Here is a 24,704-nt window from a genome sequence, read left to right as displayed (position 1 = left end):
GCACTACCTTAAGTCCCGCAGCAGTCGCATTTGGCTACACCTGGTCTCTCGCCCGTTCCCAGGAGAACTGTTTTGAGGAAGTTGTGGTTCGTAGCGCTGATCGCCGCGGCGCTGGCCGTCGTCACGATCGCGGTGCCGGTGATCGCCAACGAGAACAAGGCAACGACGACTGCGGCACGGTTCCAGGAGTCGGAGCGGGCGGCGTCACGGGTACTGCCCTCGCATCGTCCCGGCAAGTCGGCCACCACCGCGCCGAAGTCCGGCACGACCGGGCCCAGGTCCACGGCGACCCCCAAGCCGTCGACGCCGCCCCGGACGACCGCGAACCCGACCAAGAAGCCGACGGCGACGACGAGCACGCCGGACGAGCCCGAGCTCCCGAAGCCGCCCGTGATCGTGTCCGACAAGGCCGGTCCCGCGGTCGCCGGATCGTGCAGCGGCGTGGTGATCGAGCCCGGGCAGAACGCGCAGTCGATCGTCAGCTCGAAGCCGGCCGGTACGACATTCTGCTTCGCGGCCGGTGTGCACCGGATCAGCAGCACGATCCGGCCGAAGGCGAACCAGGTGCTCGCCAGTGCGCAGCGTGCCGTACTGACCGGGTCCGTTCCGCTCACCGGGTGGGCTCGCTCCGGGTCCGCGTGGGTTGTGCGGGGGGCGCTGCCGGCGGCGTACGGGAAGAGTGGTGAGTGTGAGGACAACAAGGCGAACATCTGTTACCTGCGGGAGCAGCTGTTCCTGGACGGCACTCATCTGACACGGGTCGCGAGCGTCTCGAAGGTAGGCGCCGGGGCGTTCTACGCCGACTACGCGGCCAACGCGATCTACCTCGGCAGCAACCCCACCGGGCACAAGGTCGAGATGTCCAAGACGGCGACGGCGATCGAGTCGAACGCGACCGGCGTCGTCGTACGCGGCCTGACCGTCGAGCACTTCGCCAGCGCACCGCAGGCCGGCGCAGTCGTGGCCGGGCCGAGCTGGAAGGTGACGGCGAACGACGTCTCCTGGAACCACGCGGTCGGCGTGATGCTCGTCGATGCCGACAAGACGATTGTTGACAAAAACCTGATCCACAACAACGGCCAGCTCGGCCTCGGCCAGTACAGCTCGGCCGCGGCGTCCGTCACCCGCAACGTGATCAGCTCGAACAACACCGACGGCTTCTGGGTCGCCGACTGGGAATCCGGTGGCATCAAGTCCACCCGTTCCTCGGGCACGGTGAGCGGCAACGTGATCAAGGCCAACCGTGGCATCGGGATGTGGGCCGACGTCGCCGACGACGGCCGGTCGATCGTCGGCAACCAGATTGTCGGCAATGCGGCGGACGGCATCCGGTACGAGATCAGCCGCAACGGCACCATCGAGAACAACACGATCACCGGCAACGGCTTCGGCACCGGCCGCGGCTCCGGTACGTCGCTGTGGGACGGCGGTGGGATCAACGTCAACACCTCGACCGGCGTGACGATCAAGGGCAACCGCGTCTCGGGCAACGTCAACGGCGTCACGATCCAGTCCCGCACCCGCGGCAGCGGCCCGTGGGGCACCTACCTGCTGCGCGACGTCCAGGTCAGCGGCAACACCATCGAGATGACCGGCGGCACCCAGGCCACCGGCATGGTCCAGAACTCGGGCGCCGAAGTACCCACCGGCGAAGTCGTCTTCAGCGGCAACAAGTACGTCCTCGACAGCCTCGGCACCCAGCGCTTCGCCCGCTTCGGCACCAAACTGACCGCCGCCGGCTGGCGCCAAGCCGGCCTAGACAAAATAGGCAGCTTCCTCGCCAACTAGGCCCGCACTCCCCACTCCCTCCCGCAGCACTCCCCAGTCCCTCCCGCAGCACTCCCCACTCCCTCCCGCAGTGCTCCCCACGCTCGGCCCTCCCCCAATAGCACCCCCGCGGCAGCCCTGAGCGCGCCCCTCCGACGCTCGCCCCCTCACCACGCCCACAGCTGTGCTCCCGCTGCCGCCCCAGCGCACCCGCGCTCGAGGCCCTCCACGCTCGACGGCTCCACGGTCCACCGCTCCCTCCCTCTCCAAGTCCACCTGCGGCCGCCCCGAGCCTCACCGCCTGTCCGGCGCACCTCGCCCGCTCCCCACCACGCAACGCGCCCGCACCCCCACCTCACGCTCCACAGTCCCCCGCCGTCACACCGTCCCCACGCCCTCAGCCCGCGCTCCAGTCCCGCGCTGACGTCTACGACCACGCACCCGAGGCGCAACCGCTCTCGGCCCTGATCGACCGTCTCCGCCTTGACCAAGACAGCCACCAGACCAGCCCAGTCCCGGCGACCCACCGACCCAGCGATGCACACGACCGCCCGACCCGGTCTACGGCTCGACGGCTCGACGGCTCGACGGCTCGACGGCTCGACGGTCCACTCAACCTTCCCGCCGCCGTCCTTGTGCACGCACCGCTCATTCTCGGCGAGCAGAAACGGTTGACCGGTGCACAAGGTGCTCCCCCCTCGAACCGCAGTCGCCAACCTGAGCACCGTGCTGACGCCTGTCCACAAGTCACAAGCCGAGCCGCCCAGCCAGATACGAGCCGCCTGCATCCGCACTTGCCCGTCATCGGATGCGGTCGATGCGGCGCTACCGCGGTCTGGCCCGGTGCGGCTGCCGGCAGCGCCATGCGGTTAGCGCCGTGCAGCGAGGCCGGAATGTGGCTGACGCCGTGTGGTTGGCGTTCGCGAGCATGTGGTTGGCGTTCGCGGGTGTGTGGTTGGCGTTCGCGGGCGTGCGGTTGGCGTTGGCGGCGTGTGGTTGGCTCCGTGGGGTGGTTGTCAGGGGACCGCTTGCCTTTCGCAACATGTTTGTGCGCTACGTATTGCCATGACTACGTGACGTAGGGGTAACCTGCGTAGCGAAGCCGCGCCATGGGGGGTGCGCTCAGGGCTACCTGTGCCACGGGAGGCTCCGCTATGAGAACAGCGTTTTTGGCAGTAGTTGTCACCGGCACCAGCCTGGTTGCCGTGGGCCCCCTGCCTGCGAACAGTGCGCCGATCGTCGACAATCCAACTGTCGGCAGCCGGGCCGATCAGATGGGCCCGACAACCGAGACAGGCCTAGCTGGTGAGACGGGTCTGGCTGGTGAGACAGCCCGCACGGACGAGACGAGCCTGACAGGTCAGGCAAGTGAAGCAGGCCGCGCGAGCGAGACGGGCGGCGTCAGCGAGCCGGGCCTCATTGGTGAGACGAGCGGCGCGAGCCAGCCGGGCGTCGTCAGCCAGGCGGGCGGCGCGAGCGAGCCGGGCCTCGTTGGTGAGACGAGCGGCGCGAGCGAGCCGGGCGGGGCGAGCGAGGGTGTGGGTACGCCGCCGGCTGATGGGTCGTTCCGGACTGGGCCGGCTCTTGCTCCGGGCTGTAGCGGTGTGACGATCAAGACCACCGACGATGCTGCGTCGATTGTCGACCAGTCGCCGGCCGGCACCACCTTCTGCTTCGCGCCTGGTCTGCACCGCATCGCGAAGACGATCCACCCGAAGGCGAACCAGGTGCTCGCCAGCGACGACGGCGCCGTACTGACCGGCTCCGTCCGGCTCGCGAAGTGGTCCGCGTCGAACACTGCCTGGGTCACCACGGGCGTACTGCCTCCGGCGTACTCACAGACCGGACAGTGCGAGGACAACCGGACGAACATCTGCTACCTGGGAGAGCAGGTGTTCCGCGACGGCAAGCACCTGACCCGCGTTTCATCCCGCGACAAGGTTGCCCCAGGCACCTTCTACGCCGACTACGCCGCGAACGCGGTCTACCTCGGCGACAATCCGTCTGGCCACGCGATCGAAATGTCGAGCACTCCGACCGCGATCGAACCCGGTGGCAACAACGTGACCGTCCGCGGGCTGACGATCGAGCATTTCGCCAGTCGGCCGCAGGACGCCGCGGTGGTGCTCGGACTCGGCTGGCACGTGTACGCGAACGACATTCGCTGGAACCACGCGCTCGGCGCCATGCTGCGAAACGCCGACAGCGCCGTACTCGAGAAGAACAAGATCCACGACAACGGCCAGCTCGGCGTCGGGCAGTACAGCACGCTGAAGGGGACGATCGCCGCCAACGAGGTGCGGGGCAACAACACCGACGGTTTCTGGATCGCGGACTGGGAGTCCGGCGGGATCAAGACCACCTGGTCGACCGGCGGCACGGTGATCGGCAATCTGATTGCAGACAATCGGGGAATCGGATTGTGGAGCGACGCGTACGACGACAGCCGGACGTTCAGCAACAATCAGATCGTCGACAATGCTGCTGACGGCATCCGGTACGAGATCGGCCGCAACGGAGTGATCGAGGACAACGTGATCAGCGGCAACGGGTTCGGTACCGGTCGCGGTTCTGGTACGTCGCTGTGGGACGGCGGCGGGATCAACGTCAACACGTCATCGAACGTCCAGGTCCGGAACAACGTGGTTGCGAACAACGTGAACGGCATCGCGATCCAGTCCCGTACGCGCGGCTCCGGTCCGTGGGGTACCAACCTGCTTCGCGACATCGTTGTCTCCGGCAACAAGGTCACGATGCGCGGCGGCACCACCGCGACCGGCATGGTGCAGAACTCCGGCGCCGCGATCCCGGCGGGCGAGGTCACGCTGAACGGCAACGTGTACATTCTCGACAGCCTCACGGCGGAACGCTTCCAGAAGACCGGCCAGTGGTACACCGCCAAACAGTGGCAAGGCGCCGGCCAGGACACCACCAGCGCCTTCACCCTCGGCAAAGCAGTTCTCGACGCGACCGGCATCCTGACAATCGTCCCCCTCCCCCGCTGAACCTCACCGCCACACCAAGTCGCGAGGCGCCGGCCGTCCAACAGGTTTCTCCTGCCCGACGCGTGCATGGTGTGAAAGCTGCTGCCCGTCTACGGCGAGATCCTCGCCGAGCACGATCCAGCACCCCACCACTCCCACCTCACTAGCCCAGACCAGTCGAGTAGGGCGCCGGTAGGTGGTGGGGTGAGCGTCGGGTGGATTGATGGACGGCACCTGATGGTGAGGGCCGTGTGCGTTGGGGCGATTAATGGACGGCCGCCTGGTTGCGAGGGATTGGGCGTTGCGGCAGATAGACGGCCGCCTGGTTGCGAGGGATTGGGCGTTGCGGCAGATAGACGGCCGCCTGGTTGCGAGGCTTTGGGCGTTGGGGCGATTGATAGACGGCGCCAGGTTGTGAGGGTCGTGGGCGTTGGGGCGGGGTTAAATGCCAGGAGGTGAGTGGGGCGCGCGTGTAGCTTGGGCGGTCATGGAGACGTCCGAGGTGACGCGTGCGATAGGGGCCGCCAGTTCGATTGCTGCTTCGCTTGGTCTTGCGGCGGACGACGCGGTCGTGCTGCACAACTCGAACAAGCTGGCGCTGCGGTTGACGCCTTGCGAGGTGTTTGCGCGGGTTGCGCCTGTGGGGCAAGAGGTTGCGCAGCTCGAGGTCGAACTCGCTCAACGGTTGGCTCAGGTCGGATCTCCGGTGTGTAAGTTGGAGCCTCGGGTGGATCCGTTGGTGTACACGCGTGACGGCTTCGCGGTGACGTTCTGGAGCTATCACGAGCCGCTGGAGCCTCACGTCTCAGCGGTCGAGTATGCGGAGGCGTTGGAGCGGCTGCACGCCGGGATGCGCAAGGTTGATGACGTGGCGGTGCCGCGGTTCACGGATCGGATCACGGAGGCGCAGGGGATCGTCGCCGATCCGGCGCTCTCGCCGGAGCTCGGGGAGGTGGATCGCGGGTTCCTCGGCGGCAGGCTGGATGACGTACGGCGTGCGATCGAGGGTCGTGGTGCTCCGGAGCAGTTGTTGCACGGTGAGCCGCATCCGGGGAATGTGCTCAGTACCAAGTACGGCGCGCTGTTCATTGATTTCGAGACTTGTTGCCGGGGGCCGGTCGAGTTCGATCTTGCTCATGTGCCTGAGGGGGTTTCTGAGCAGTATCCGAACGTGGATCTGGGGCTGCTGGACGAGTGTCGGCAACTGGTGCTCGCGATGGTTGCGGCGTGGCGCTGGGATGTTGGCGATCAGTTTCCGAACGGGCGATGGTTCGGTGAGGAGTTTCTGCGGACGCTGCGCGCGGGGCCGCCGTGGCCGACGCTCGACGCTGTCAACAGTCGGATGAACGATCTGTAGGCGTCGCCGCGATCCCCGGAACTCGGAGGCCGACCTCTCGGCTGGTGGGTTGACCGCTGACATGACGGTGGACGAACCCTCCAGCTCAGAGGTTGACCGCTGAGCTGGAGGGTTTGCGGGTTGCGGGGCGCGGGTTTTTGGGTTTGCGGGTTTGCGGGGCGGGGGTTTGCGGGGGGCGGGTTTCCGGGGCGGGGCCACGCGACCGGTCGGACCCGAGGGGCGGCACGAGCCGGTCCCTCGCGGGAGGACGGGTGGTCCTCGCGGTGAAGGCGACTCCGTGCCTCGCACGAGGACGGATCGCTCCTCGCGGTGAAGGGCCGTTCCGTCCCTCGCGCGAAGACGGGTCGGTCCCGCGGTGAAGTCGGCTCCGTGTCCCGCGGTGAAGTCGGCTCGGTGTCTCGCGGTGGAGTCGGGTGGGCCCTCGCGGTCGGTGGGTCGATAGGTCGGGATGAGGTGCTGGTGGGTGGGTGGGGTTGGTTAGGTGGTGAGGGTGGCGATGTGGGTGGTCAGTAGGGCTCGGAAGGTCGTCGAGTCTTGGAGGTCGGGGGTGAAGATGGTGTCTACGGCCAGGAGGGCGTCTGCGAGTTTGGCGGGGTCTGTGATGCCGGCTACTGCGGCTTTCAGGCGCGGGGCTTGGGGGTCGTCGAGGTCGGGGGTGCGGAGGACGTAGACCATCCAGGCGGCGACGGCGAGTGAGATTGTGTGCGGTTCGGCGCCGGCGGCCAGGCGGTCGCGTACGGTGCCGAGCATGCGGACGGGGAGCTTGACCGAGCCGTCCATCGCGACCTGGCGGGTGCGGTGCTTCAGGGCCGGGTTCTCGAAGCGCTCCAGTACGGTCGCGCCGTAGGCTGCGAGGTCCAGGCCGTCGGGTGGGGTCAGGGTCGGTACGACGTCGTCCGTCATCAACTGCCGGGCCAGTCCGCCGAGTTCTTCGTCGCGGACCGCCTCGGCGATGGTCTCGTAGCCGCGCAGGGCGCCGAGGTACGCGAGCATCGAGTGGGTGGCGTTGAGCATCCTGAGTTTCGCCTGCTCCCACGGGGCGACGTCGCCGGTGAGGACCGCGCCGCCGCGCTCCCAAGCGGGACGAGCGCCGGCGAAGTCGTCCTCGATCACCCATTGCAGGAACGGTTCCGCGACCACGACGGCTTCGTCGCGAACGCCGAGCATCCGGGCCGCGTCGTCGCGGTCCGCGTCGGTGGTGGCCGGGACGATGCGGTCGACCATGCTCGCCGGGAACCTGGTCGACTCGAACGTCGGCGGGACCTTGCCGAGCGCCTCGAAGTAGTCGGCCACCAGTTTGCGCAGGAACGGGCCGTTCGCAACCAGATTGTCGCAAGAGAGGATTGTCAACGATTCTTCCCGGCGGGCGATCGCTGCGGCCAACTGGCCGATGACGGTGCGCGGCGGGCGGCCGGTCAGGTCGGCCTTGATCTCGGGGTCGTTCAGGTTGAGTCCGTCGCCGGACGCGCGGTAGCCCTTCTCCGTGACGGTCAGCGTCACCACCGAGACGCCCGGGTCCGCGATCCGCTCGACCACGGCCTCCGGGTCCTCGGGTGCGGTGAGTACGTCGCGGATGCTGCCGATCACCTGGATCGACGGATCGCCCAGTCCGCGCTCGAGAACGGAGTACAGGCCGTCCTGGGGCGCCAACTGGTCCCGGACCGTGGTGGAACGCTGGCTCACGCCGGCGATCCCCCAGCGGGTCTCGCCGGTTTCGGCCGCCGCGCGTTCGGTGACGACGGCCTGGTGGGCGCGGTGGAACGCGCCGATCCCGAGGTGGACGATGCCGACCGACAACGCCTTCGGGTCGACCACCGGGGCGGCGGGGAGGTTGGTGAGACTCAGCCTGGTCAAGCGACAACACCTTTCCATCGAACGAACGCAGCTGGACGGACGAGCCCTTCGGGCCGACTCTCATCGCAGCCGACGCTTCGGACCTGCTCGTCGGGTCGGCTCTTCGGGGCCAGCTCTTCGGGTCGGCTAGTCGGAGGGTTCTTCTTTTACTCGGGCGACGAGTTGGGTCGGGTTGACGAAGCGCAGCGCCACCACGAGCAGTACCAGCATCATCGCTGTGTACATGATGGCCATCGCGTCGACCGACTGCTGGGCACGGATGCCTGCGGCCGACATCGAGTAGTACAGCGCAACCACGAGCGTCTGCGAGTCGGGGCCGGCGGTGAGGAACGTCAGCTCGAACATCCCGACCGTGCGAACCAGCACCAGGATCCCGGAGGCAAGCAGCCCGGGGACGAGCAGCGGCGCGAGGATCTTCAGGAAGACCGAACGAGTGCCCGCGCCGAGCATCCGGGCCGCGTCCTCGATCCGCGGGTCGACCTGTTCGATGAACGGCGTCATCGTGAGGATCACGAACGGCACCGACGGCACCAGGTTCGCCAGCACGACCCCGGACAGATGCCCCGCGAACCCGAACTTGTAGAGCACGGTCGCGAGCGGGATGCCGTACGTGATCGGCGGCATCAGGATCGGCAGCAGGAACGTCAGGTACACGATCCGCTTGCCGGGAAAGTTCTTCCGGGCCAGCACGTACGCGGCGGGCGCGCCGACGAGTACGGACAGTACGACGACCAGTGCGGACACGAGCAGCGTGACGACGATGACGTGGAACAACGTGAACTCGTGCCACGCGTCGCCGTACCACTTGGTGGTGAATCCGCTCGGGAACCAGGTGTCGAACCACTTCTGGCCGAACGAGCTGACCAGCACCGACAGTACGACGCCGGCCAGGTTGACGAAGAAGAACGCCACGACGGCCCAGATCACCCAGCCGAGTGGAGTGGCGCGAACTGACCTCATGCCGGACCTCATCCCTTGCCTCCCGTGGATCCGGTGTAGAGCCGGGACCGCCAGATCAGCACGATCGCGACCACGATCAGCTCGACCGCGCCCATCACCATCGCGATCGCCGACGCATACGAGTAGTCGTACTGCTCGTACGCCGCCTGGTACGCGGCCAGCGAGATCACGCGCGTAGAGCCGGCCGGGTTGCCGACAAGGACCGCGGACGGGAACACCGAGAACGCCAGTACGAATGTCAACAAAAAGGTTGTCGCCAATCCCGGTGCCAACAACGGCAGCGTGATCCGGCGGAAACGCTGCGCCTTGGACGCTCCCAGCGTGGCCGCGGCCCGTTCCAGGGTCGGATCGATACCGGACAGGTACGACAGCACCAGCAGGAACGCGAACGGGAACCCGGTGATGACGAGCGAGAAGAACACGCCCCAGTAGTTGTTCGTCAGGCGGATCGGATTGTCAACAATGTGCAGGGCCATCAGCAGCCGGTTGAACCAGCCGGTCGGGCCGAGGTAGTTCAGCAGGCCCTGCGCGGTCAGTACGGTGCCGAGCGTGATCGGTACGACGAGGATGGTCGTCAGCAGCCGCTTGCCGCGGAACCGGCCGCGCAGCCGGAACGCGATCGGCACCGCGGCCAGTACGTTCAGCAACGCCGCGGGCAGCGCGATCTTCAGCGTGGTTGCGATGGTGTCGCGCTGGTACGCGTCGCTGAAGAACTTGGAGTAGTTGGCCAGCACCCCGCCGCCCTTCATCGGCTGGAACGACAGGCTGAGGCCGTACAGGAACGGGTAGACGAACAGCAGCAGCACGAAGATCGTGGCCGGAAGCAACAACCACAGCCGCCGATCCACACCACGCTCGGCCAGCCGATGCTGCCACGCCCGCCCGCCACTCCCCTGCCCGCCGTGCGGCCGGCCAGCCGGCTCGCCGCCCGATCCACTGCCCGGTCCGCTGCCTCGCCTGTCGCCGGCGTCGGTCACCGCGCTCATGACGGGTACACCAGGAGCCGTCCGGGGGTGACGGCCAGGGCGACCTGGTCCCCCGGCTCGACCCGCTGCTCGCTGCGAATGTGCATCTTGAGGTCGCCGTCCAGCACGACCTCGATCGCCCGCTCACGGCCCTGGTACTCGACGACCTCGACGAGACCCTTCACGCCTTCGTCGGCGATCTTCACGTCCTCCGGCCGTACCGCCGCGATCACGTCGTCGCCCTTGGCAACAGGTCCTTGTGCCGCGCCGCGGATCGCCGTACCGCCGAGGTCGACCGTGACCTGGTCGCCGTTCAGCTGGGAGACCTTCACCGGCAGCAGGTTGCGGTACCCCATGAAGTCCGCGACGTGCCAGGTCGCCGGCTTGGTGTGGACCTCCTCGGGCGTACCGATCTGCTGGACCTTGCCCTGGCGCATGACGACCAGGCGGTCGGCCATGCTGAGCGCCTCCTCCTGGTCGTGCGTCACGTACACCGTGGTCAGGCCGAGCGACTGGTGCAGCCGGCGGATCTCGGTACGCATCTCCAGGCGGAGCTTCGCGTCCAGGTTGCTGAGCGGCTCGTCCATCAGGACCAGCGACGGTTCGAGTACGGTCGCGCGGGCGATCGCCACCCGCTGCTGCTGACCGCCGGACAGCTGACCGGGCAGCTTGCTCACGTGCTCGGTCAGCTGCACCATCTCGATCGCCTCGGCGGTACGCCGCTGGACGTCACCCTTCGGCAGGCCGCGCATCCGCAGCCCGAAGGCGATGTTGTCCCGGACCGTCAGGTGCGGGAACAGGGCGTAGTTCTGGAACACCATCCCGAAGCCGCGCTTCTCCGGCGGCAGCGTGTCGATCCGGGTCTCGTCCTGCCAGATCGAACCGTCCGTCAGCGGGAGCAGCCCGGCGAGGCAGTTCAGCGCTGTCGACTTTCCACAACCGGACGGCCCGAGCAGGGCGATGAACTCGCCCCGCTCGATGGTCAGATCGAGCCCGGACAGCGCATCCGCCGTACCGAACCTCCGGGTGACGCCGTCGAGCCGCAGTTGGGTGAACTCGGTCATGGGGCCTCCCGGTCCGGACTGAGGAGCGGAGGGAGCCCGGTCCTGGGGCCTCCCGTTCTGGACTGAGGAGCGGAGGGAGCGAAGCGACTGGAGCGACGAGGGAAGAACGGGAGTGACAGCCCCAGGACCTGCCGCGACGGAGTCGCGGCGTTCAGTCCAGCGACCGGAGCGACGAGGGAAGACCGGGAGGTTGAGCCCCATGACCCGCCGCGACGGAGTCGTGGCATCAGCACTGTCACGAGCCCTTCACCTTGCTGCCGCCTACCTCGCGGTCCCACTTGTCGAAGGCAGCCACCAGCGCCTTCGCGTCCAGCGGTACCTCCGTAGGATTGTCAGCAATCAGTTTGTCGTATTCCGGACGACCGAACTGGTTGATCGCGTCCTGGCTCTCCTGCGGCGCCTGCGACAGCTCGACACCCTTGATCGCCGGACCCGGGTAGAAGTAGCCCTTGTCGTACGCCTTCGCCTGCTGCTCCGGCGTCAGCATGAACTGCAGCAGCTGAAGGATCGCGGCCTGCTTGTCGGTCGAAACACCCTTCGGTACGACGGCGTAGTGCGCGTCGGTCACCCAGTGGAAGCCCTGGATCGGCGTGATCGCAGCCTCCTTCGGCACCGTGCCGAGAACCCGCGGGTTGATGTCCCAACCGGTCGTCGAAGCGATGATGTTGGCCGAACCGTTGGCCAGCGCCTTCATCGTGTCCGCGGTACCGGACGGGTAGAAGTCGACGTACTGGTTGAGCTCCTTGAGGTACGCCCAGGTCTTGTCCCAGCCGTTCACCGGGTCCTTCGGGTCCTTGTCCCCGAGGATGTACGGCAGGCCCATCAGGAAGGTCCGGCCGGGGCCGGAGTTCGCCGGGCGGGCGTACATGACCTTGCCCTTGTTGGCCTTCGCGTAGGCGAGCAGGTCTTCCGCGGTCTTCGGCGGGGACGGCACCTTCGACGGCATGTACTCGAGCAGCGGGCCGGACGGGTAGTACGTGACCGTCACGCCCTCCTTGCCGGCCAGCTCCTGCATCTTCTGCGCGGGCGGCAGATAGTCCTTCATGCCGGGCAGCCGGTCGGAGTACTTGGTCAGCAGGTCGGTCCACAGGCCCTGCTCGTGGCCGGCCGACAGTCCGTCGGTGCCGGTCAGCACCAGGTCGATGTCGACCCGGTTCGCGGCCTGCTGGGCCTTGATCTTGCCGGCCAGCTCGGGTGCCGGCCCCTTCGAGTACGTGACCTTCGAGATCACGTCCGAGTGCTGCTTGACGAAGTCGTCGATCATGCCCTGCGTCAGCTGCAGGTTGCCGGCCACGTCCAGGATGTTCAGACTCACCGCCTTGGAGGGCTTGTCCGGTACGTCGCCACCGCTGTCGGCGGCGGGTTTGTTCGGCGTCGGAGCGCCGCATCCGACCAGCACGGCCAGCAGGCCGGTAGCCGCGATCAACTTCCGCTGCAGGTGCATCGGGTATCTCCTCGGGATCAAGGCGGTCCCGGAACGGCGCGAACGCCGGCCGGTTCGATCACTTCTGTGGTGCGGGTCCGGTGGACTCCCGGACGATCAGCTCCCCGTGCAAATCCCCGTGATTCGCGGCGGTGCCCGGCCAGCCGGGCAGGCCTGGCCGGCCCTGGTCCCCGCCCAGGTCGCGGCCCAGGTCCCGGCCCCGATCCGGGTCGTCGAGCATCGCGAGCAGCAGCTCGACGGCGAGCCGCCCGGCCTCCTGTTTCGGCAGCCGGACGGTGGTCAGCGCCGGCCGCGCCATCCGGGACATCGCGATGTCGTCGACGCCGACCACGCTCAGCTCGGCCGGGACCGAGATGCCGCGGCTGTGCAGCCGGGCGAGCAGCCCGATCGCGACCAGGTCGTTGTACGCGACCACCGCGGACGCACCGGTCGCGACGACCTGGTCTGCGGCCGCCATCCCGCCCTCGTACGTCGGGGCGAAGTTGCCGACCGGCGCCAGCTCCGCGCCGAGTGCGGCGGCCGCGTTGGCCAGGCCCAGACCACGGTGCTGCGTCGACCAGGACGAAGCCGGTCCACCGACCCAGGCGATCCGGCGGTGGCCGAGGGCAACGAGGTGGGCGACGGCCTGCCGCATCCCGTCCTCGTTGTCGTAGTTGACGCCGGGCAGCCCTTCGGCCGCCCGGTTCACCAGGACGACCGTGGTGTCCTGGGCGATCGCTGCGAGCTCCTCGTCGCTCGCGCGGGGCGAGCACAGCACGACGCCGTCGACCTGCTTGGACAATGCCCGTACGAGCCCGGCCTCGGCGGCCGGATCCTCGTCGGTGTCGGCGACGAAGACCGCGACGTCGTGATGCCGGGCGCGCGCCTGGATGCCTTTGGTGACGCTGGCGAAGAACGGGTTCGCCAGGTCGGGCACGACCAGGCCGATGGTGCCGGTCCGGCCGGTGATCAGGCCGCGGGCGGCCCGGTTCGGCTCGTACCCGAGCTGCTCGACGGCGGCCGCGACACGGGCCCGGGTGGCGGCGTTCACCATCTCGGGCAGCGAGAGCGCACGCGAGACGGTGGACGGCGATACGCCGGCCAGCCGCGCCACGTCCCGGATCGTCGCCGCCACGCCGGTCTCCTCGGGGTTCGTCTCGTCAGGGGGTCGGGGTTGAGTCTGCAATCGGTTGCAGCTTGTGTCAAGGATCCGTCCCCCGGACCGTCCCTTGTGCTGACAAGTAGCTCCTGCAATCCTTTGCAGGACTCGTTTCACGTTCCGCTCAACGGAGGACCCATGCCGAAGGCCTTGCAGCCCCATCCGGACCGAGCACTGCCGGCCGGCCCCGCGCGTGACGTCGCGCGCCGGATCCATGCCTCGACGAAGGACCTGCCGCTGCTCTGCCTGCACGGGCACGTCGACATCGGGCTGTTCGCGACCGACGCGCCGTTCGGCGACCCGGCCGAGCTGCTGGTCGTCCCGGACCACTACGTGACCCGGATGCTGGTCTCCCAGGGCGTCTCGCCGGACAAGCTCGGCCTCCCCCGCCGCGACGGCAAGCAGAGCGCCGAGCCGCGCGAGATCTGGCGCGAGTTCTGCGCGAACTGGCACCTCTTCCTCGGCACCCCCAGCCGGTACTGGCTGGAGCACGAGTTCGCCGAGGTCCTCGGCCTCGACGTGCACCCGTCCGCGGAGACCGCCGACGAGCTGTACGACCAGATCATGGCGCGGATCGCGGAGCCGGAGTTCCGGCCGCGCGCGCTGCTCGACCGCTTCAACATCGAGCTGATCTCCACCACCGACGCAGCCTCCGACGACCTCGCCCAGCACGCGAAGCTCGCCGCCGACCTGCCCGGTCGCGTGGTCCCGACGTTCCGCCCGGACGCCGCCGCGCACGTCGACCGCGACGGCTGGCCGGACCTGATCACCAAGCTCGGCCAGGTGGCCGACACCGATACCTCGACGTACGACGGGTTCCTGCAGGCGCTACGGCAGCGGCGGCAGGCGTTCATCGCGGCAGGTGCACGGGCAACCGACCACGGGCATCTCAGCGCCGCCGCCGTACCGCTCAGCGACGCGGAGGCAGCACGTATCTACGCCGGCGCCTTGAAGGGTGACGTGACGGCGGAGGACTCCGCCGCGTTCGCGGGGCACATGCTGTTCCAGTTCGCGGTGATGTCGGCCGAGGACGGGCTGGTCATGCAGCTGCACCCGGGCGTACTGCGTGACCACGACCCAGCGATCCTCGCGACGTACGGGCCGGACCAGGGGCACGACATCCCGGTCGCAACCGAGTTCACGCGGTCGCTGCAGCCGCTGCTGGAGCGGTTCGGGCACGCGGACGGGTTCCGGCTGGTGCTGTTCACCGTCGACGAAACCGTGTACTCGCGGGAGCTCGCTCCGCTGGCCGGTGTGTACCCGGCGGTGCGGCTGGGTGCGCCGTGGTGGTTCCTGGACAGCCCTGACGGCATGCGGCGGTTCCGGGAGCTCGTCACCGAGACAGCCGGCTTCTACAACATGTCAGGCTTCGTCGACGACACCCGTGCGTACCTGTCCATCCCGGCGCGGCACGACCTGGCACGCCGGATCGACGCCGGGTACCTGGCGAATCTGGTCGTACAGCACCGGCTGGACGAGGACGACGCTCTGCAGGTCGCCAAGGCGCTCGCGTACGACCTCGCCAAGGACACGTACCTCTCCAACAGGTAGTCTCACGCAATCTTGTTCACCGGGGGCGGTTGAAGGGATTGCGATGAGGCGTGGGGCCGTCGCGGCTGCTGGTGCCGCGGTGCTGCTGGTGTCGGGCTGTTCGGCGGACCCGGGGAAGGCTCCCGCGCCGACCAGCGGCCCGACGGTAACGGTGACCGTCCCTACCGCTCCCCCGGCCGCTGCAGCCGCCGTACTCGGACCGACCGGCCCGGGTACGGCGAAGCCCTGCAGCGGCACCGCGATCCCGGTCGGCACCGACCCGCAGCCGATCATCGACGCCGCGCCCGAGGCGACCACGTTCTGTTTCGCGAAGGGCGTGCACCGCATCACCCGCGCAATCCAGCCCCGTGAAGGCGACACGTTGGCCGGCAACGAGGGCTCCGTACTGAGTGGCGCCGTCCGCCTCACCGGCTGGAAGCGCACCGGGACGACCTGGGCGGTACAGGGCGTCCTGCCGCCGGCGTACCCGCTCAAGGGGCAGTGTGAGGACAACAAGACCAACCCTTGCCAGCGGGGCGAGCAGCTGTACGTCGACGGCAAGCACCTGACGCGCGTGATGAGCCTGCCCCAGGTGAAGCCCGGCACCTTCTACGGGGACTACAAAACCAACACGGTGTACGTCGGCGACGCCCCGGACGGCCACGTACTGGAGATGTCCCGCACGCCCACGGCAATCGACAAGTCCGCGGACAACGTGACGGTCACCGGTCTGACCATCGAGCACTTCGCGAGCCGCCCGCAGGCCGGCGCAGTGCAGGCCGGTCCCGGCTGGAAGGTCACCGCGAACGAGGTCCGCTGGAACCATGCGGTCGGGATCATGGTGATCGAGGGCGACAAGGCCGAGGTCACGCGGAACACGGTCGCCGACAACGGACAGCTCGGCATCGGGCAGTACAAGTCGGCCGGGGTCCGGATCAGCGCGAACCTCGTCACCCGGAACAACACCGACGGGTTCTGGATCGCGGACTGGGAGTCCGGCGGGATCAAGTCCACCCGGTCGTCCGGCGACATCAGCGGCAACGACATCGTCGGGAACCGCGGCATCGGGATGTGGAGCGACATCGCGGAGTACGACCGCCGGATCACCGGGAACCGGATCCGGGACAACGCCGCGGACGGCATCCGGTACGAGATCAGCTACGCCGGCGTGATCGACCAGAACGTTGTCGAGCACAACGGGTTCGGCACCGGGCGTGGGTCCGGCGGGACGCTCTGGGACGGCGGCGGCATCAACGTCAACACGTCGTCCGACGTCCAGGTCCGCGGCAACCTGATCCAGGACAACCGGAACGCGCTGTCGATCCAGTCCCGGACCCGTGGCGACGGGCCGCGCGGCAAGTACGTCCTGCGCAACGTGCTCGTCGAGGGCAACCTGGTCGTGATGACGGATCCGTCCTCGACGCTCGGCGTGGTGGAGAACAAGAAGTCACCGACGGGTCCCGGCGCGATCACGTTCCGCCGCAACAGCTACCGGGTCGAGGGCGGGCAGGACAGGTTCTCGTACCACGGCAAGACGTTGACCTGGTCGCAGTGGCAGGAGTCCGGCTTCGACAAGGACTCAGTGAGCAGCTGACAAACGTTTTCGATGTCGTAGCCGGTCTGCGTCGCAGATCGCGGCGGCCACGAGCAGGTGCACCGTCATCGAGGACAGGTCGGACAGGCCGCTCTCGTTGAGCGACGCGGTGGTCACGTACCCGAGCAGCAGGGCGCCGCAGGCCTTGACGTACGGCGTGGGCGCGCGGAGGACCGCCACCCACGCCATGATCAGCGCGAGCGCGACGATCGCGACGGCGAGCAGCCCGGTCTCCCAGTACAGGCCGAGCCAGCTGTTGTCGATCGCCATCACGTCGATGTCGCCCTCGCCGCGTCGCAGCAGGACCCGCTTGTTGCCGAGCCCGTGGCCGATGATCGCGGTCTGCGTCGACACCTTCTCGTCCAGGACCGCCTGCCAACTCGTCGTCCGGCCGCTCAGCGAGGTGATCTGCTGCGTACCCTGACCGCGCAGCAGCCAGGTGTGCAGCGATCCGATGGTCAGGAACGCGATCCCGAGTAACCCCGGTACGACGAGACACAGGATCCGCCCGCCCCAGGTCTTGCGGGTGATGATCAGCGCGATCACCAGCCCGAACGCGACCGCGGCGGCCGACGTGCGTGTCCGGCTGGCCGCGATCAGTACGCCGCCGAGGACGATCAACGCCACCGCGGGCAGCGTGGACAGCTTGCGGCAGATCAGCCCGATCAGGGCCAGCCCGAGCACGATCGCGCCGACCTCACCGACCCGCGGCGGCAGCATCGGGATGATCACACCCTGCAGGCGGTACCCGGCGCCGAGCGAGTTCAGCGGGCGCCACGCCTCCGACGGCGCGTACGCCAGACTCAGCACAACGGTTGCCGCCAGCAACAGATGTGCCCAGAGAGTCGCGCGGACCAGCCGCTCCGGTACCTGGATCAGCGGCCGCCAGAGCAGGAAGACCAGCACGAGCCCGATCAGGAACCGGGCCAGCCGGGTCAGCGGCCCCAGCGGCTCGGCCAGCAGGAACGCGGTGGCGCAGGCGAACAGCACGTACATGACGTACAGCCAGCTGGCCGGATTCACCCTGGTCCGGAAGCCTGGCTTGGTGGCCGCGAGCGCCACCAGGAACACCGCACCGAGCAGCAGGCCCTTGGCGATGCTGTTCGTGGACCCAGTCGTACCTTGCGGGGCCGCGACCCGCGACGACCACGGCTGCACGCCGAGGACGAACAGGCACCACAGCATCAGCCAGAACCAGGCCGGTCGCTCGTCCGCCTGCTCGACCGTGCCCGGGACAGGTGCCGCCAGGGTCGTCTGCACGCCCTAGTCCAGCGGCTTGTAGTTCAGGGGGATGCCGAGGGTCTCGTCCTGGGTCGCGGTGCCGATCAGCACGATGCCGAGCACCGGTGCGCCCGCGAACTGCAGCGCCCCGGTCAGCCGCGCGACGTCCATCTCCTTGTCGAGGCCGACCTGGACCACCAGCACGGACGCGTCGACCGCGGCGGCGAGCGGCGAGATCCCGTGCCGTCCGACGGAGGCCGGGCCGTGGATCACCACGGAGTACCCCGGCGGGAGGTCGGCGACGATGCCGGGCACCAGCGACGGGCCGACCGCCTCGGCGGTCTCCTCGTGGTTCAGGCCGGGCGGCAGTACGTACAGGTCGGCGACCGTACCGGGGCGGAACAGCTTGCGGGCGCGGATCGCCCTGGTCGCGGCCGGCTCGTTGACGAGGTCGGTGAGTCCCTCGTGGCCGGTGAGGTGCGGGAGGACCGGCGTACCTTCGATGTCGGCCAGGACGAGCAGGGTCTCGCGGCCGTCACGCGCATTCGCCTCCGCCATCGCCAGGGCGATGCCTGCCGAGTTCGGGGTCGGGGAGGCCGACACCACGAGCAGCGCGCCAGGGCTGCCGCCGGCGAGGGCGCGCGGGTTCAGCTCGCGCCGCGCCAATGCGCCGCTCGCCTCGGCGCCGAGGGCCGTTATCTCGTACTGCGGGAGCTCCGGGGCCGACCGCTGCCAGAACCGGCGGCGATGCCCCTCGGACGCGGCCATCACGGGCGCGCTGGCCGCGCGCGCCGCCTGGTCACGAGTCAGGATGTACGGCGTCAGGTGCGACCGCAGCAGCGCCAGGCCGAAGCCGAGCACCAGGCCGAGGATGCCGCCGACGAGGATGTCGCGGGCAACCATCGGCGACGAGCTCGCAGTATCGGTCGTGGCGGGTGTGACCAGCTGGCTGCCGGCGCCGACGGTCGACAGTGCCTTCACCATCGCTGCCGCGTCGTCGGTGGCCTGCCGGGCCTCGGTGGCCAGCGTGACCCGCTGGTCCCGGAACGCCGCCGCGGTCTGGTTGTCGCCGCGCTGAACCGCCTCGTCGATCTGGCTCGCCAGGCCCCGGGACTGCTGGGCCGCGGTCTTCGCCCGGGCCTGTGCCTGCTCGGCAAGGTTCGTGAGCAGGGCCTTGGCCTCGTCGTTGCGCTGCTTCAGGTAGATCGCGGAGATCGCGTTCGCCCGGTCGACCGCCTTCTGCGCGGTCGGGCCGTCGGTGGTGACCAGGTAGGCGTTGTCGGTGACCGCCTTCACCCGAGTCACCGAGGCCAGCTGCTGGATGGTCTTGTCGTCGGTGGGCATCCCGAGCTGCTTCACCACGGCGGCCAGCAGCGTCGGGCTGGCCATCACACGGGCCTGGGTCTCGGCAGGCAGGTCCATGCCCAGCGGGCCGCTCTTGTCAGCGCCGTCCGACAGCTTCCCGACCAGGGCCGGTGGCACGGCCGGGCCGATCACGAGCTGGCTCGAGGCCGTCCAGCGGGTGGTCTGGGAGAGCGCGAACACCGAGGCGCCGAGCAGTCCGAGCAGCACGCAGCCCAGGATCAGCCATTTCTGCCGCAGCAGTGACTGGGCGGTCTCCCGCCAGACCACGGTGCCCGGTTCCATTCAGTGACCTCACTCGCTTCGTTCCCACGCCGGCGACCCAGGATATCCACAGGGGCGGGCGGCCTGCGTACGCGATCTCGCTCCGGTGCCCTACTCTCTGTCTGGGGGAGCTTCAAGAGAACGGTGTACGGCGTCGTGAGGCGGCGCCGGATTTGTCCTAGGGGGGACATGACGCAAAGACGGCTGTTCACGCGCCTGGGGATCACCAGCGCCTTGCTGGCGATCGCAGGAACGCTGCTCATCGCTCCAACCGCACACAGTGTGGAGGCTTCACTCGCCGCGACCGCCAGTTCGAGCTGGCAGACCAACGCCAGCGTCCAGGGCATCGCGGTCGCCGACGGCAAGGCGTACGCCGGGGGCCGCTTCACCAGCGTCCGCCCGCCGGGCGCCGCGGCCGGGACCGGCGAGGTCGGCCAGGCCTACCTGGCCGCCTTCGACGCGAGCACCGGCGCACTGGTCAGTACGTTCAATCCGGTGCTGAACGGCCAGGTCTACGCCGTGGCCGCGTCCGCGGACGGGTCCCGGATCTTCGTCGGCGGTGACTTCACCACCGTCAACGGCCAGACCCGGAACCGGATCGCCGCCTTCGACACCGCCACCGGTGCCCTGGTCACGAACTGGAAGCCCTCGGTCTCGTACCGCGTGAAGACCATCGCCGTCTCCGGGACGACGGTGTACTTCGGCGGCTCGTTCGGCCTGGTGAACAACCTGACCCGCAACCGGCTGGCCGCGGTCAGCACCGACACCGGTGCACTGTTGCCGTGGGCCCCGTCGGTCAACGGTGACGTGTACGCGGTGGACGCTGCCGACGACGCGTCGAAGGTGTACGCGGGTGGTCAGTTCACCAGCGTCAACGGCACCAACCAGAACACCGTGACCAGTCTGGACCCAGTGTCCGGCGCCGTGCTGCCCTTCCCGGGCGCATCGGCCGTACCGCCGCCCAACGGGTCCTGCCTGACCCGGGTGAAGGCCATCGACGCCAGCGGCGGCACCGTGTACTTCGGCAACGGCGGTGACGGCGGCGGGTGCTTCGACGGCACCTGGGCGGTCGACATCGCGACCAACACGCTGAAGTGGAAGAACCAGTGCCTCGGTGCGACCGAGGCGGTCAAGGTCGTGAACGGCTGGCTGTACAAGGGCTCGCACGCGCACGACTGCGCCAACCAGGGCGCGGGCGGCTTCCCGCAGGGCTTCGGCTACCGCTTCCTGCTCACCGAGAAGCTCACCGACGGCACGCTCGGGCCGTGGTTCCCGAACACCGACGCCGATCCGAACAGTGCGACCAACGTCGGTCCGCTGGCGTTCGCGACCGGCGGCAACGACCTGTGGGTCGGTGGGGACTTCCTGCACGTGAACGGCGCCGGCCAGCAGGGCCTGACGCACTTCACCAACGCCACACCCGGTGCGGCCCCGGCCAAGCCGGCCAAGCTGCTGCCGTACAGCGTCCAGCCTGGGGTCGTACAGATCCACTTCCCCACCGTCGTCGACAACGACGACAGCACGCTGACGTACCGGCTGCTCAAGGGGTTCAGCAACACCACGATCGCGACCTGGACCGCCAAGTCCACGCCGTGGGACCGGCCGTGGCTGAGCTACACCGACACGTCGTCGGCGCCGGGCGAGGAGACGAACTACCGCGTCGAGGTGACCGACGGCAGTACGACGATCCGCGGCAACTACTCCGACCCGATCACGGTCGCCTCGGCCGCATCGACGGCGTACGACCAGATCGTCAACGCGGACGGGCCGCAGGCGTACTGGCGGCTCGGTGAGCCGGCCGGTACGACGACCTCGGTGGACTCGTCGGGGCAGAGCAACAACGGGCCGTTCAGCGGTGTCACGCTGGGCGCCGCTGGTGCGATCGCCGGGAACACGTCGATGACAATCAGCTCGAGCAGCGGGCGGATGGTCGGCGAGAAGGCGTACAGCATGCCGCAGCAGTTCACGGTCGAGGCGTGGGTCAAGCAGAGCGGGTTCAACCGTGGCGGCCGGATCATCGGCTTCGGCAACTCCAAGACCACCAACAGCGGCGGCGGTGGCGACCGGATGCTGTACATGCGGACCAACGGGGCAGTCGTGTTCGGCGTCAACGACGGCGCGCAGCGCACATTGACCAGCCCGTCCGGCAAGAACGACGGCACCTGGCACCACGTCGTCGGTACCTACGACAGCGGAAACATGAAGCTGTACGTCGACGGCGTGCTCAGCGGCAGCGCTGCCGTGGGCTCCGCGTCGGTGTACTACGGCTGGTGGCGGGTCGGGTACGACCTCACGAACTCGTGGCCCGGCGGCGGTGCGACACAGACCGGGATGGGCATCGACGAGGCCGCCGTCTACCCGTACGCGCTGACAGCGGCGCAGGTCCAGTCGCACTACGCAGCAAGGTGAAAAAGCGTCTCTCTGCAAGTTCTGGCACAAAGTTGTAACGCAGATGGGAGGCTCGCTTCCGGTGGGCCTCCCACAGCGGTAATGTCCGCCGCTGGTGCGTGATGAGGCACGCGCTGTTCGACCCCGCCTGTTGAAGGACACAAATGAAGAAGTTAGTGCTGGCCGTTGTCACCGCCGCGGCTGTTCTGGCCGCTGCGCTGATCCCCTCGGGACCGCCGGTGGAGGCGGCGACACCGGGCTTCGCGTCCGCTGTTTCCGCGATCAAGCAGCCCTCGTGGCAGACCAACAACAGCGTCAACGCGCTGGCAATCTCCGGGAACACGGTGTTCGCGGGCGGCCTGTTCACCAGGCTCCGGCAGCCGGGGAAGGCGTCCGGCCAGGCGCCGGAGACGGTCCGTACGTACCTCGCCGCGTTCAACCGCACCACCGGGGCCCCGACCGCGTTCGCGCCGACCCTCAACGGGCCCGTCTACAGCATCGCCACGAGCCCGGACGGCAAGTGGGTCGTCGTCGGCGGTGACTTCACGATGGTCAACGGCATCCGGCGCAGCAAGATCGCGATGTTCAGCGTGGTCACCGGCAAGCTCGTCGCGGCCTGGGACCCGGTCGTCGCGGCCCGCGTCAAGGCACTGGCGATCTCCGGCAGCACCGTCTACATCGGCGGCGCCTTCGGCAAGATCGACGGCGTGGCCCGCAACCGGCTCGGCGCCGTCCGGCTGCTCCAGGGCGACCTGCTGCCGTGGAACCCGAACGCGAACGCCGATGTGTACGCGGTCGACGTCTCCGACAACGGCAGCCGGGTCTTCGTCGGCGGACCGTTCAGCACCATCGGCGGCAAGGACCACTACTCGCTGGCGATGCTGAACACCACGACCGGCGCGGCCTACAGCTTCCCGGCCGCGGCGGCCATCCCGAAGCCGACCGCGACCTGCACCACGCGTGTGAAGGACATCGACACCCTCGGCGACAACGTGTACGTGTCCAACGGCGGCGACGGGTCCGGCTGCTACGACGGCGTACTCGCCGCGCAGGTGTCGACCGGCAAACTGCTGTGGCAGAACAAGTGCCTGGGCGCGACCGAGGCGATCAAGGCGATCGGCAACTGGGTCTACAAGGGCTCGCACGCGCACGACTGCACCGCGTCCCCGAACGGATTCCCGAACGGCACCGGCACCCACTACCTGCTCGTCGAGAGCGCGATCAACGGCAACATCGGGCCGTGGTTCCCGAACACCGACGCGAACCCGAAGAGCACCACGAAGGTCGGCCCGCTGGCGATGGCCGGCACCGCGACGGACCTGTGGGTCGGCGGCGACTTCCTGCACGTGAACGGTGCGATCCAGGTAGGCATCGCCCGGTTCACCAACGCCCCCGGTGGCGCCGCACCCCGCGTTCCGCCGCGGCCGACCGTGGTCGCGACGACCGCCGGCCGCGCGTACGTCACCTACCCGGACTCGTACGACCTGGACAACCTGACGCTCACGTACAACGTGTTCCGCGGCGCGCTGAACATCGGCTCGAACAAGTACACGTCGTACTTCTGGCAGACCCGCAAGAAGTACCAGGTCATCGACCGCGGCCTCAAGCGCGGCTCGACGTACTCGTACCACCTCGAGGTCCACGACGGCCGCAACATCATGAAGGGCGCCACCGCCACCGTCAAGGTCCCCTAACCAGCAACCCACCGCCGCCCCGTAGCCAGCAACCCGCCGCCGTCCCCCTGACCAGCGAACCCACCAGCTGAGAGGTTGACCTCTGAGCTGGTGGGTTCGGCCTGTCCATACCAACGGGCCAACCCACCAGCTCGGCGGTCAACCTCTCAGCTGGTGAAGTGCTTCGGCGCGGTTATCCACAGGGTGTCGGCATCACGTTGGCGCCGGGCTGTGGTGATGACCGATCCTTGGCGCGTGAATCGCATGCTGGCGGCCGTCGCCGAGAGTCAAGGTGGCGTGTTCAGCCGTGCCCAGGCCCTGGACTGCGGATACACGGCCCAGGGAATCCGCGACCGGATCCGCAGCGGTCGTTGGGAGCGGGTGCGGTACGGCCAGTACGCCGAAGCGTTGGACGTGAGCGTACTCGCCCCGTGGGACCGCGAACTCGCGGTATACCGCCGCTCGGCCTTCGCCGCACTGAACGCGATGCGACCGGGATCTGTTGCCCTCAGCCACCAATCGGCGTTGGTACTACATGGTCTGCCGGTCTGGGGCCTCGACCTCTCGAAGGTGCACCTCACGCACCTGAACGAACGCAGGCACGGCGGTGGCGTCGCCGGTGTCAAGTACCACCGCGGCCGGCTGGCGTCCGGCGACCTGACCGAACTCGACGGCAAGCTCGTGACCGCGGTTCCCAGAGCAGTCGTCGAAACTGCTTGTACGGCGTCGTTCGAGGCCGGCGTAGTGAGTCGCGGATGCGGGTACTCATCCACGACTTCGGCCTGCCGACCCCGGACCTGCAAGTTGAGTACTACGACGATGACGGCTTCATCGCCCGCGTCGACTTCGACTTCCCCGGACGCGATGCGATCGCTGAATTCGACGGCCGGATCAAGTACGCCGGTGCAACCGCCGATACCTTCGTCGCCGAGAAGACTCGCGAGAACCGGCTGCGGGGCATCGGTCTCGCGGTCTACCGGGCTGACTGGACCGACCTCAACCACCCGCACCGCACCGCCGCCCGCCTGACCCGCGTCCTGACTCCAAACCGCCGCGCCGCCTGACCCACCCCCAAACGCCCCGCCAACCCACCCGCGGGCACACCGGCGGGCACACCGCTCCACGCACCCGCCGTTGCA

At 68.5% G+C, this 24,704-nt stretch carries 16 protein-coding genes and 1 pseudogene; 9 read left to right on the top strand and 8 right to left on the bottom strand.

From position 1 onward, the window contains the following. Positions 1 to 72: 72 nt before the first annotated feature. The 3 genes from ACGFI6_RS14370 to ACGFI6_RS14360 all read left to right on the top strand — a co-directional run bounded on the left by ACGFI6_RS14370 (position 73) and on the right by ACGFI6_RS14360 (position 6,108). Positions 73 to 1,788, top strand: coding sequence for a right-handed parallel beta-helix repeat-containing protein (locus tag ACGFI6_RS14370; RefSeq protein ID WP_393118469.1), 1,716 nt, complete (start codon positions 73 to 75; stop codon positions 1,786 to 1,788). 1,133 nt (positions 1,789 to 2,921) lie between these two features. Further along, complete coding sequence (locus ACGFI6_RS14365; protein WP_393118467.1) at positions 2,922 to 4,772, top strand: right-handed parallel beta-helix repeat-containing protein; 1,851 nt, start codon at positions 2,922 to 2,924, stop codon at positions 4,770 to 4,772. 466 nt (positions 4,773 to 5,238) lie between these two features. Continuing rightward, positions 5,239 to 6,108 carry a phosphotransferase gene (locus tag ACGFI6_RS14360; RefSeq protein WP_393118466.1) on the top strand — a complete coding sequence of 290 codons (870 nt, stop codon included), beginning with the start codon at positions 5,239 to 5,241 and terminating at the stop codon, positions 6,106 to 6,108. Positions 6,109 to 6,585: 477 nt separating this feature from the next. Here ACGFI6_RS14360 and ACGFI6_RS14355 read toward each other — a convergent pair whose 3' ends face one another. The 6 genes from ACGFI6_RS14355 to ACGFI6_RS14330 all read right to left on the bottom strand — a co-directional run bounded on the left by ACGFI6_RS14355 (position 6,586) and on the right by ACGFI6_RS14330 (position 13,509). Continuing rightward, positions 6,586 to 7,962, bottom strand: a complete 1,377-nt coding sequence (locus ACGFI6_RS14355) for a mannitol dehydrogenase family protein (protein ID WP_393118464.1) — start codon at positions 7,960 to 7,962, stop codon at positions 6,586 to 6,588. 126 nt (positions 7,963 to 8,088) lie between these two features. Further along, the gene (locus tag ACGFI6_RS14350) at positions 8,089 to 8,922 is read right to left on the bottom strand and encodes an ABC transporter permease (RefSeq protein WP_393118462.1); all 834 of its coding nucleotides are present in this window, start codon (positions 8,920 to 8,922) and stop codon (positions 8,089 to 8,091) included. Positions 8,923 to 8,930: 8 nt separating this feature from the next. After that, entirely contained in the window at positions 8,931 to 9,908 is a 978-nt protein-coding gene (locus ACGFI6_RS14345) for an ABC transporter permease (protein ID WP_393118460.1), read from the bottom strand. Beyond that, on the bottom strand, positions 9,905 to 10,951 hold the full coding sequence (locus ACGFI6_RS14340) for an ABC transporter ATP-binding protein (RefSeq protein ID WP_393118458.1): 1,047 nt from the start codon (positions 10,949 to 10,951) through the stop codon (positions 9,905 to 9,907). Before ACGFI6_RS14340 ends, ACGFI6_RS14345 begins: the two co-directional genes overlap by 4 nt. 235 nt (positions 10,952 to 11,186) lie before the next feature. Next, on the bottom strand, positions 11,187 to 12,395 hold the full coding sequence (locus ACGFI6_RS14335; protein ID WP_393118456.1) for an ABC transporter substrate-binding protein: 1,209 nt from the start codon (positions 12,393 to 12,395) through the stop codon (positions 11,187 to 11,189). Positions 12,396 to 12,453: 58 nt separating this feature from the next. Beyond that, entirely contained in the window at positions 12,454 to 13,509 is a 1,056-nt protein-coding gene (locus tag ACGFI6_RS14330; protein WP_393118455.1) for a LacI family DNA-binding transcriptional regulator, read from the bottom strand. 162 nt (positions 13,510 to 13,671) lie between these two features. Between ACGFI6_RS14330 and uxaC the strand changes: the two genes are divergently transcribed. Further along, complete coding sequence (uxaC, locus tag ACGFI6_RS14325; RefSeq protein ID WP_393118453.1) at positions 13,672 to 15,084, top strand: glucuronate isomerase; 1,413 nt, start codon at positions 13,672 to 13,674, stop codon at positions 15,082 to 15,084. A 43-nt stretch (positions 15,085 to 15,127) separates the two neighbouring features. Next, a complete protein-coding gene (locus ACGFI6_RS14320; RefSeq protein ID WP_393118451.1) occupies positions 15,128 to 16,657 on the top strand; it encodes a right-handed parallel beta-helix repeat-containing protein in 1,530 nt (509 codons plus the stop codon). Here ACGFI6_RS14320 and ACGFI6_RS14315 read toward each other — a convergent pair. Beyond that, complete coding sequence (locus tag ACGFI6_RS14315; RefSeq protein ID WP_393118450.1) at positions 16,643 to 17,917, bottom strand: O-antigen ligase family protein; 1,275 nt, start codon at positions 17,915 to 17,917, stop codon at positions 16,643 to 16,645. The two genes, ACGFI6_RS14320 and ACGFI6_RS14315, sit on opposite strands and share 15 nt — an antisense overlap. A gap of 3 nt (positions 17,918 to 17,920) precedes the next feature. Further along, a complete protein-coding gene (locus ACGFI6_RS14310) occupies positions 17,921 to 19,525 on the bottom strand; it encodes a Wzz/FepE/Etk N-terminal domain-containing protein (RefSeq protein ID WP_393118448.1) in 1,605 nt (534 codons plus the stop codon). A 168-nt stretch (positions 19,526 to 19,693) separates the two neighbouring features. On the opposite strand from ACGFI6_RS14310, the gene ACGFI6_RS14305 reads away from it, so the two are divergent. The 4 genes and pseudogenes from ACGFI6_RS14305 to ACGFI6_RS14290 all read left to right on the top strand — a co-directional run bounded on the left by ACGFI6_RS14305 (position 19,694) and on the right by ACGFI6_RS14290 (position 24,629). Then, positions 19,694 to 21,913, top strand: a complete 2,220-nt coding sequence (locus ACGFI6_RS14305; protein ID WP_393118446.1) for a LamG-like jellyroll fold domain-containing protein — start codon at positions 19,694 to 19,696, stop codon at positions 21,911 to 21,913. A gap of 143 nt (positions 21,914 to 22,056) precedes the next feature. Further along, positions 22,057 to 23,586, top strand: coding sequence for a fibronectin type III domain-containing protein (locus tag ACGFI6_RS14300; RefSeq protein WP_393118444.1), 1,530 nt, complete (start codon positions 22,057 to 22,059; stop codon positions 23,584 to 23,586). A 216-nt stretch (positions 23,587 to 23,802) separates the two neighbouring features. Beyond that, positions 23,803 to 23,952, top strand: a pseudogene (locus ACGFI6_RS14295) (type IV toxin-antitoxin system AbiEi family antitoxin domain-containing protein); the annotation flags it as partial. Between the two features lie 368 nt (positions 23,953 to 24,320). Further along, on the top strand, positions 24,321 to 24,629 hold the full coding sequence (locus ACGFI6_RS14290; protein WP_393119766.1) for a hypothetical protein: 309 nt from the start codon (positions 24,321 to 24,323) through the stop codon (positions 24,627 to 24,629). Positions 24,630 to 24,704 lie beyond the last annotated feature (75 nt).

The organism is Kribbella sp. NPDC048928 (assembly GCF_043197975.1).
Classification (GTDB): Bacteria; Actinomycetota; Actinomycetes; order Propionibacteriales; family Kribbellaceae; genus Kribbella.
This window is presented reverse-complemented; position numbering and strand designations above follow the sequence as displayed.